The sequence below is a fragment of the Spirochaetota bacterium genome (genome assembly GCA_034190085.1).
In the GTDB taxonomy this organism is placed as follows: Bacteria; Spirochaetota; UBA4802; order UBA4802; family JAFGDQ01; genus JAXHTS01.
Genome location: JAXHTS010000022.1, coordinates 1 through 10,056, shown reverse-complemented (window position 1 = coordinate 10,056; position 10,056 = coordinate 1). Strand labels below are relative to the sequence as shown.

Here is a 10,056-nt window from a genome sequence, read left to right as displayed (position 1 = left end):
CTTGGAATTCCTTGCATAGAGCTTGGAATTCCTTGCATAGAGCTTGGAATTCCTTGCATAGAGCTTGGAATTCCTTGCATAGAGCTTGGAATTCCTTGCATAGAGCTTGGAATTCCTTGCACAGAGCTTGGAATTCCTTGCACAGAGCTTGGTATTCCTTGCACAAAGCTTGGTATTCCTTTTGTTGATTTGGAAAAAGGAGCTTATCCTACTGCATGGAAAACCTGGCCTGCTCTGATTCAAGATTCAAATTATTAGAAATTAAGCTACATGTTTATTCTCATACCGCTTTTAGTTGCGCCAGTTCAGATTATGAAGTAATAAAATCTCAACCAATTATGGATGATATGCCGTGAGAGGAGAGAAGCAGTTAATTACTCGATTTATAATAGTAAGGATGAAGGAGATTCAAGGATGGCGAAGGATAGACAGAAAAAACGGGTTGATTTTATAGTAATGAAAGCGCTGAATCATTTGACGTAATTGAGAATATATCTCTAAGATGAAGTAATGTATAATAATCTTAAGGGATGGCTATTCCCCTAGCTGAATTATACTATGAATAAATACATCTTAATTCCCATTTCAAATAACAGATATAAAATCAAGACTCAATCCTTGATCTTTACCAAGCAGCATGCCCAGAAGATTAAAGGCTGCTATTGGAGTAAGACTCAAAAATCATGGGTGATCCCACAATCTGAAGAAGCCAAAAAGCAGATTGAAAACCTATTTAATACAGAGGTTAAAGTTAATAAATATAAACAGAACCTGAATACAAATGATAAAGAGAGAATTGAAACAACAGAACATCAAGATATAAAAAGAGTTCAAAACCAAAATACTAAATATGTTAATCTTCCAAAAGAATATACAGAAACATTAAAATTAAAAAGGTACAGCAGGAATACTATTAAATCCTATATCTCACATTTTAATCAGTTTTTAAATTTCTATAATAATTATGATCCTAAAGATATTACTGATGAACAGATACGTGAATATCTTCTGTACATAATAAATAATAAAGATATTTCATCTTCATATCAAAATCAGGTTATAAATTCTATAAAATTTTATTATGAAAAAGTACTGGGAAGACCCACAAGTAAATACTATTTTCAGCGCCCTAAAAAGGAAAAGAAACTTCCAATTGTCCTAAGTGAAGAGGAAGTGGGATCAATCTTAAAACAGATATCAAACCTGAAACATAAATGTATTATATATTTAATATACTCTGCTGGTCTAAGGTTAAGCGAGGTAGTGGATTTGAAAATCACTGATATTGATTCCAAAAGGAATATAATAATTATTAGAGACGCCAAGGGGAAAAAGGACAGAATAAGCCTGCTGTCAGAGAAAGTTGTAGTTTTGTTGAGACGGTATTATAAAGACTATAGACCAAAAGAATGGCTTTTTGAAGGACAAAATGGGGATAAATATAGCGTGAAAAGTGTTCAGACTATTTTTAAAAATGCATTATTACAAACAGATATTAAGAAAAAAGCCACAATTCATACATTAAGACACAGTTTTGCGACCCATTTGTTGGAAAGGGGTACAGACCTGAGATATATCCAAGAAATTCTTGGTCATAAAAGTTCAAGAACAACAGAAATATATACACATATTACAAAAAAAGGGTTGGATAAGATTAAGAGCCCTTTAGATGATATGCAAATAGATGATGAATAAGTGAATGAGATAATGACACTTACTGCGTTTACACCACCATATACAGGGTGTAAACGCAGTTAATACCAAAGATAGGTGATGTAAACGCAATATTGCGTTTGTCCGGATGTTGTGTGACATGCCGAGGTGGACAAAAACAGTTATGATTAAAATGAAAAGAAGAAATAAAAACTCGCCCGTCAAGAATGCTCGCCATCCTTGGCTCGCAAGAAAAAATATGAATTGGAAATACTAATGGCTAAAAAAGATTATACAAATTGGGATAGAAACGACTTAATCAAAGAAATTGAACAACTTCGTAAACGTAAAAAGTATGGTCTTGTTTGGGAAGATAAACCGGAAAATGTTGTTGAGCAATGCAAAACTGAATTACCGGTTTTGGAAGAAGTGAAAAGTAAAGAGATAATCACCGACCCCGAAAAGCCAATAAATTTATTAATTGAGGGTGACAATTATCATGCCCTTTCGGTTTTGAATTACACGCACAAGGGTAAAATTGATGTGATTTATATTGATCCGCCGTACAACACGGGAGCAAAAGATTGGAAATATAATAATGACTATGTAGATAACAACGATATGTTTCGTCATAGCAAGTGGATTTCTATGATGAATAATCGTCTTAAACTTGCTAAGAAATTATTAAAAAGAGATGGGGTTCTAATTTGTGCAATTGATGATAATGAACAAGCACATCTTGGGGTATTACTTGAAGAATTGTTTCATGGCTTTGAAATACATTGCATTACTATTATTCATAATCCTGGTGGAGTTCAAGGAAAAAATTTTTCTTACAATCATGAATATGCGTATTTTATTTTTCCGAAAGGGTTTAAAAAAATTGGTTTGCAAAATCGTGAAGATAATCCTGACACGAGACCATTACGAGATGTTTCAACTGGTGATCATTTAAGAACTGCTGCAAAAAATTGTTTTTATCCAATATATGTTAAAAATGACAAAATAATTGGTTTTGGTGAAGTGTGCAAAGACGATTTTCATCCAGAATCTGCCAATATATTAAGAAAGGATGGAGTCCTTGAAATTTATCCTATTGATCCGTCCGGAAACGAAAGAAAGTGGGTATTTGCGAGACAATCGGTTGAAAGCATAAAAGATGAACTAACTATTGAGTACAATAAAAGAAGAAAAATATACGATGTTATAAGAAAAAAAACACGATTCAATTACAAAACTGTTTGGGATAATAAACTTTACAATGCAAATCTTTTTGGCACACAACTTTTATCAAAGATAATTTCAACAAAGTTTCCTTTCCCAAAATCTCTTTTTGCAGTCAAAGAGTGTATAAGTGCAACAATTCATAAGAACAACTCAATTATTTTAGATTATTTTGCGGGATCAGGTACAACTGCTCATGCGGTTTTAGATTTAAATAAAGAAGATGGGGGAAATAGAAAGTTTATTCTTTGCACTAATAATGAATTAAATGGCGAAGAAAAAGAACTCAGAGAAAAGGGATTAACAGAAAAAGAAATACAATCCCACGGAATTTGCCAAGCAGTTACTTATCCTAGGGTTAAAAAAGTTATTGAAGGCTACGCAGATGTTGACGGTGTTTCCGCAAATCTAAAATATTATAAAACTGCCTTTGTGCCAGCCGACCTAACAGACAAAAACAAAATCGCCCTAACCGAAAAAGCAACAGAAATGCTTTGTGTAAAAGAAGATACTTTTGAAGAAGTAAAATCAACAAAGCAATACAAGATTTTCCGAAACAAGAAGCGATATACTGGAATTGTTTTTGATCATCAAGCGATAGATGATTTTAAAAAGGAAATCGCTAAAATTGACGGCAAATTTAGTCTTTATATTTTCTCGCTCGGAGATGATACTTTTGACGAGGAGTTTGAAGATATGAAGAAAAAAGTGAAATTATCACCAATACCGGAAGCGATACTCCGCGTTTATCGCAGAATATTTAAATAATTGGAAAAACTATGCAACTAAAAGATTATCAAAATACGGCTATAAAAAAACTTCTCACCAGAAGCAAGGAATTGCTGGCTCAAAGTGGCGAGAAGAAAGTTATTTTCAAAGCTCCGACTGGATCAGGTAAAACCATAATGACGGCGGAATTTTTGAAGCAACTTATTGACGACAAAGAAATTAAAACCCCGCTTTCATTTATTTGGACTGCTCCAAGAAAACTACACACGCAAAGTAAGGAAAAGCTGGAAAAATATTATGAAGATACAAGGGCTTTGGAGTGTTCCGACTTTGAAGATTTGACCGACAAGCAGATTGGCGAAAATGAAATTTTGTTTTTGAACTGGGAAAGTATAAACAAAAAAGACAAAAACACGATTGTAAAAGAAAATGAAAAAGAGTTTTATCTCGGCAAGATTGTTGAGAATACAAAGGAAGAAGGACGAGAAATCGTTTTAATTATTGATGAAAGCCACCACCATGCGACAAGCGATATTTCACAAAATTTAATTTCCGACATTGCTCCACGACTGACAATTGAAGTTTCGGCTACTCCTATCATTTCAAATCCCGATGAGATTGTTTCTGTTCCTTTGGAAGAAGTAAAGCTGGAAGGGATGATCAAAAAATCAGTTGTCTTGAATCCAAACTTTAAAAATGTTTTATCTGGCGACAGTTTAAAAACCAATCTGGCTGACGGAACAGATGCGATGGTATTGGAAGAAGCACTCAAGAAACGAGAAGGAATTGCCAAAGCCTACAAAGAAGCTGGAATTGATATAAACCCGCTTTTACTTATTCAATTACCAGACCGAAAAACACAAGCGGAAGATCAAGTTAAAAATGATGTTATGCGTATTTTGAAAGATAAATACGGAATGACGACAGAAAACGGAAGATTGGCGATTTACTTATCAGAAGAAAAGGAAAATCTTGAAAATATTGCAAAAAACAATCACGAAACCGAAGTTTTGATTTTCAAACAAGCAATCGCCTTGGGCTGGGATTGCCCTCGCGCTCAAGTGTTAGTGCTTTTCAGGGATTGGAAAAGTCTCACATTTTCGGTCCAAACAATTGGGCGAATTATGCGCATGCCCGAACCCGACGCTGGACACTACAAACAAGAAATCCTGAATCATGGTTTTGTGTTTACAAACCTTGCTGATATTGAAATTAAGGAAGACATAGCAAGAAGCTATGTAACGATTTATACCAGTCAAAGAATAGAAAATTACAAACCGATCAAACTCGAATCAGTTTATCGTTTACGCCAAAGAGAAAAAACTCGTTTAAGTCCTAAGTTTATCAATATTTTCTTGGACGAGGCTAAAAAATACGATCTTGAAAAGAAAATTGAAACCAAAGGGCAAAAACTGGAACTGTCTTTAATTTCAGATTATGAAGCAGAAGGAGTTGATAAACTAGCAAATGCAGAAATCAAAGGCGAAGCCAAAATCAACACCGAAAATGAAGCTGATTTACAAAAGCTTTATGACTTTTTTATTAAAAATAATCTTTCTCCATTTTATCCCGAAGATCGCTCGATCGGCAGGTTAAAAGAAGCGATTTACTATTTCTTTAGAATGCATTTCGGTATGGAATACACCGATCGTTTTGCTGAAATAATCAATATCGTTTTAAGCCCGAAAAATAGTCAGCATTTTGTAAATGTCATTGATAGCACCAAAGAAAAATACATTGCCGAAACTCAAAAACGAGAAGCGGAATTGCAAAAATCAGAAGATTGGGAATTGCCTGAAATGTTGAATTTTGGCGGAAACTTCACGGAGCTTAAAACCGAATTATCAGCAATGAAACCGTTTTATTACGACAACAAATGGAAAACCGAAGAAGCATTTATTAAATTTATTGAAAAATCAGAACAGATTGATTGGTGGTTTAAAAATGGCGACCGAGACACTACATTTTTTGCCGTGCCCTACATTGAGAATGGAGAGCAGAAACCTTTTTATGTTGATTTCATTGTGAAATTTAAAGACGGAAAAACTGGTTTGTTTGATACGAAAAGCGGAAACACAATCAAAGACGCACGAGAAAAAAGCGATGGATTGCAAGAGTACATAAAAAAGCACAAAAACATTTCCGGCGGAATTGTGGCAAATACAAATTCCAAAGATTTTTCCGGTCGCTGGATGTGCTACAAGGGACAAGGAACAGAGCTTAATCCCGATGACTTTTCTAACTGGGAATTATTGGAAATATAATTATGAGAATTAAATATCTTACAATTCGGAATTTTCGAGGCATAGATAAATTAGAAAATTTAGAAATTTCTAATTTGAATACTTTTGTTGGAAAGAATGATGCTGGAAAATCAGCAATTCTTAGAGCGTTAGCGTGTTTTTTTGATGTGAAGAAATTTGATACAAAAGATGTTTTTAAAGGGAAACAAGATGACGACATAACTTCCATAGAAATATCTTTTGAGCCGTCAGTTGAAATTGATGATCTTGCCTTAGATAGCAAGAAACTAATTACAATCAAAAAAGATTTTGTTGTCGTCAATGGTAAAGCAAAACCTACTGAATATTACCTATCAAATGACTACACTGATGAAAAGTATCAAAACCTTTGGAATAAAAAAGAGCAAGATTTGAATCAAATTATCTCTAATCTTGGAGAAGAACCCAATAAATCAGGGCGAGGCAAGAAAAATATAATCAGAATAGAGCAAATTAAAACAGCACTCACAAGCAATGATAGAGCAGACGCTTACCACGAGCTAGAAGATTTTTTGAAAAATATTGAAAAAACCTACGAAATAAGTTTACCTGAATACTCTCTTTTTGATGCCGAGCAGGATTTGAATATTGAAGCCACAAATTTTCAATCTCAATTTAAACCGATTATTTCAGCATATTTTGAAACAACAAAAGATAAAACCGCAGAAATCGAAAAGGGTCTTAAAAAAGACTTGGCGACTGAGTTTGAAGAAATTAGAAAATACATGACAAAAAATGTTTCTGGGCTTAAAAAACTTAACCCAACAACGGATTTTGATTGGTCCAAATCACTAAAAAAGTTTGACTTAAATTTGGAATTTGAGGGACAAAATTTTGATGTTCCAATTTCACACAAAGGCACAGGCTTTAAAAGACTGTTGATGGTTGCGTATTTTGAATATTTAGCAAACAAGAAAAACATAAAAAATCAAATTTTTGCTATTGAGGAGCCAGAAACATACCTACACCCCTCCGCACAACAAGATCTTTTAAACTCCATTATTAGAATTTCGGAAGATTCACAGTTTTTTCTAACAACGCATTCGCCGGTTTTTGCTGGAGCAACTGACGGGAAAAACTCGATTTTAGTTACAAAAGATGAGTTTGGCATATCTCATTATTCAAGAGAAGAACAAAATATTATTGATCAAATTATAAATGAATTGGGAATAAGACCTGATTATAATCTTTTAAAAGAGATTAAATATTTGATTTTTGTTGAGGGTGTAGATGATATTCACTTTCTAAAAACATACGCAAAAACCGTGCTCGATAAAGATTTGGAAAATGACAAGATACTTTGTGTTATTGGTGGTGGTGGATCATTAAAAAATTATGCTGATCTTAATTTATTTAAGAAGTTAAAAGGCAATAATTTTTATTCCGTCATGGTTGACGGCGATGATCAGTCAAACGGAAAAGGTAAATGGTGCGAAAGAATAAAAGCAAAATGTGATGAAGACACAGCGGATTTTAAAAAATTAAGTAAAAGAGAAATAGAAAATTATTGCCACCCACAAGCAATATGTAGAAAATGCACGGACTTAGATATAACAAAAATCGCTATTCAAGATGAGACTGATGTTGCAAAGCATCTGAAAGAAATTGGATTGGTAAAGAATTTTAAAAATGATTTGAATGTTGAAGTTTTTAATGAAATGACAAAAGAAGAGTGGAAGAAAACGGATTCAAATAATGAAATCAAAGAATTTATAGAAAATATTTATAGGAGAATAAATTAAAACGCCTACGCACATCCGTGTGCTTCGGCGAAGAAAAGACGGGCGAGTTTTAAAGATGAAGAAAGAAACAGTTTTTAGAACAATGTCCACCTCGGCACGATCACACAACAGCGGCTATGCGGTTCGGGCGGAGTACCGCCCTCTCCCAAATTGCCCTACGCTACGCTTCGGGCAACTTCGCATAGCCGCGGAACGTTAGCCACAATTAACCAAAACAGATAAATCATGGATATATTAAACATTATCGTTGGACTTTTTATGATTGGCATAGGATTTTTAGTTAAATCTACTCCCAGTTTGATAGCAGGATATAATACAATGTCCGATGACAAAAAGAAAAATGTTGATATTGTTGGATTATCAACATATATGCGAAACAGCCTGATAATAATTGGATTGTCAATTATAGCTGGATACTACTTGTTTAAATGGATAGGATTTGCAGTAATTGCAGATTCAATGATTCTAATTGTAACATTAATAGGTGTGTTGATTATGGTAATTAATGCACAGAGATTTGATAAAAACAAGGATAAAACAAAAAGAGCTAAACTAACATACATAATTCTTGGATTAGTAGCTGTGTTTGTGATTGGACTTTTTACATATGGATATTCACCATCAAAAGTTGATATTTCAAACAACATGATTAAATTATCAGGCATGTACGGATTTGAGATGAATGTTTCCGAATTAGATAATGTTGAGCTTTCGGATTTGATACCTGACATTAAAACACGGACAAATGGTTTTAGCTCTGGAGATGTCAAAAAAGGATTCTTTAACCTTGACAAATTTGGTAAAACCCGATTACTGATTAGTTCAAATAAGTCGCCGTACGTGATTATGACTAAGAATAATAAAGACAAGATTATCGTGAATTTTAAGGATAAATCTGAAACTGAAAAATTATTCAAGGAGATTAGAACGCTGATTGACAATAAATAACTGTGGCTAACACGCAATATACGTAAGCCGGGGGATGTGGGTAATTTAAACTTTTGTACATTTACTCAAAATTGTAACGGTTTGATAAGTTGGAGCTTCGAAATCCCGGCCTCCGCATATTGCCAACCGTTATAAGAAATTGCTGGCTGGGATTTTTCTTTGAATAAAATACAATATGAACAAACTATTATTACTCAAGAAACGTAACAACTCACCCACTTCAATATAAATCTGTGCAGAAAGTGTCAATTCAATAGCAACTTGTGAGTTGTAACCCATAATGATTACACATAGGTGAATCAAAAAGAATATGAAAATAAGCTGAATATATTAGTTAGAACAAAAAAAAGGATGACAGTGTAAAATTTTCCAAAAAATAAAATTTCGCAAATGGGTAGCAAACCCTTCAACGTTAAGGACAAACGTAAATAAAATGTCTTGAAATAAACCGATGAATATAGCTTGTGAAAACTATAATGCAGTAATCCTATGGTAGTATTCTTTATTATTTCAATTTTCTCTATATTGAGGGTAATTAGTTACCCAGATACAAGAAAAGCTGTTTGTCCATGTAGCAAAATATTTATCAATTAAATATCCCATAGTTTAATTTAAAAGTAAATAATCGAATGAAATATCAATTAACAAAGCATGCTCAACATGTCTTACAAGAACGTGAAATTCCCATTGAATTTATGGAAAGTGTCCTTCAAAATCCTCAATTATCGATTCCTGATGAAAATGACCCCGAGTTAGAACATTTACTTGCAAAAATACCAAAATTTGGAGGACGTGTTCTTAGAATTATTGTAAATAAAAAAGTTGACCCTGTTAGAATAGTTACAGTATATTATGATAGGAAAATGAGGGACAAGCTATGAAACTGAAAGTAGATGAAAAAGCAGATGCATTATATTTAAGAATTGATGAATCAAGAATAATGGAATCCGAAGAGGTTTCACCAGGTATAGTAATCGATTTTAATGAACAGAATGAAGTAGTTGGTGTAGAGATACTTAATCTTTCTAAGAGATCATCCAGCTTAAATCTTCGTTCTTTGCAATATGAAACTGTATGAAATTTGTTGGGAATTAGTAGTAATGGTTATTGAGAAATAAGCTACAACACTACTATGTAAAAAAAAATTATCATTAAATTTACTCCCAATAAATGATTTTATTTATAGTTTTTACCTGACCGACTAAAGCGATGAATGAGCGCTGGAAGATTAAAGAATGAATAAGGAGAGAAAAATCCCAGCCAGCAACATCTTATAACAGCGGCTATGCAGTTCCGCTTCGCTTCACCCAAATTTTTGCTCCACTACGTTCCGCAAAAACTTTGCATAGCCGCAAACCGTTAGCTGCAATTTGAGCCTGCTTTTTTTATAATAATATTACACAAATCAATAGTGATTTTGTGTTTCAATATATTTTGCACTATATAAACAACATTCGTAAATTACTATTTCTTCTTCA

Annotated in this window: 8 protein-coding genes; all 8 read left to right on the top strand. The window is 33.4% G+C overall.

The genetic code is table 11. The features are described from left to right. The coding region (locus SVZ03_04325; GenBank protein ID MDY6933433.1) for a hypothetical protein at positions 1 to 258 on the top strand (258 nt) is incomplete at its 5' end. Between the two features lie 300 nt (positions 259 to 558). Beyond that, positions 559 to 1,695: a site-specific tyrosine recombinase/integron integrase gene (gene xerA, locus SVZ03_04320; protein MDY6933432.1), complete on the top strand. Its 1,137-nt coding sequence runs from the start codon at positions 559 to 561 to the stop codon at positions 1,693 to 1,695. Positions 1,696 to 1,929: 234 nt separating this feature from the next. Then, entirely contained in the window at positions 1,930 to 3,645 is a 1,716-nt protein-coding gene (locus SVZ03_04315) for a site-specific DNA-methyltransferase (protein MDY6933431.1), read from the top strand. An 11-nt stretch (positions 3,646 to 3,656) separates the two neighbouring features. Continuing rightward, positions 3,657 to 5,870: a DEAD/DEAH box helicase family protein gene (locus SVZ03_04310; GenBank protein ID MDY6933430.1), complete on the top strand. Its 2,214-nt coding sequence runs from the start codon at positions 3,657 to 3,659 to the stop codon at positions 5,868 to 5,870. A 2-nt stretch (positions 5,871 to 5,872) separates the two neighbouring features. After that, complete coding sequence (locus SVZ03_04305) at positions 5,873 to 7,630, top strand: AAA family ATPase (GenBank protein ID MDY6933429.1); 1,758 nt, start codon at positions 5,873 to 5,875, stop codon at positions 7,628 to 7,630. Between the two features lie 225 nt (positions 7,631 to 7,855). Beyond that, the gene (locus SVZ03_04300) at positions 7,856 to 8,578 is read left to right on the top strand and encodes a DUF3784 domain-containing protein (GenBank protein ID MDY6933428.1); all 723 of its coding nucleotides are present in this window, start codon (positions 7,856 to 7,858) and stop codon (positions 8,576 to 8,578) included. A gap of 629 nt (positions 8,579 to 9,207) precedes the next feature. Beyond that, complete coding sequence (locus SVZ03_04295; GenBank protein MDY6933427.1) at positions 9,208 to 9,459, top strand: DUF4258 domain-containing protein; 252 nt, start codon at positions 9,208 to 9,210, stop codon at positions 9,457 to 9,459. Continuing rightward, positions 9,456 to 9,656, top strand: coding sequence for a DUF2283 domain-containing protein (locus SVZ03_04290; protein ID MDY6933426.1), 201 nt, complete (start codon positions 9,456 to 9,458; stop codon positions 9,654 to 9,656). Before SVZ03_04295 ends, SVZ03_04290 begins: the two co-directional genes overlap by 4 nt. The last annotated feature ends 400 nt before the right edge of the window (positions 9,657 to 10,056 follow it).

Coding starts and splice junctions, on each gene's coding strand:
- xerA (MDY6933432.1), top strand. CDS start 559: ATGAATAAATACATCTTAATTCCCATTTCAAATAACAGATATAAAATC.
- SVZ03_04305 (MDY6933429.1), top strand. CDS start 5,873: ATGAGAATTAAATATCTTACAATTCGGAATTTTCGAGGCATAGATAAA.
- SVZ03_04300 (MDY6933428.1), top strand. CDS start 7,856: ATGGATATATTAAACATTATCGTTGGACTTTTTATGATTGGCATAGGA.
- SVZ03_04315 (MDY6933431.1), top strand. CDS start 1,930: ATGGCTAAAAAAGATTATACAAATTGGGATAGAAACGACTTAATCAAA.
- SVZ03_04295 (MDY6933427.1), top strand. CDS start 9,208: ATGAAATATCAATTAACAAAGCATGCTCAACATGTCTTACAAGAACGT.
- SVZ03_04310 (MDY6933430.1), top strand. CDS start 3,657: ATGCAACTAAAAGATTATCAAAATACGGCTATAAAAAAACTTCTCACC.
- SVZ03_04290 (MDY6933426.1), top strand. CDS start 9,456: ATGAAACTGAAAGTAGATGAAAAAGCAGATGCATTATATTTAAGAATT.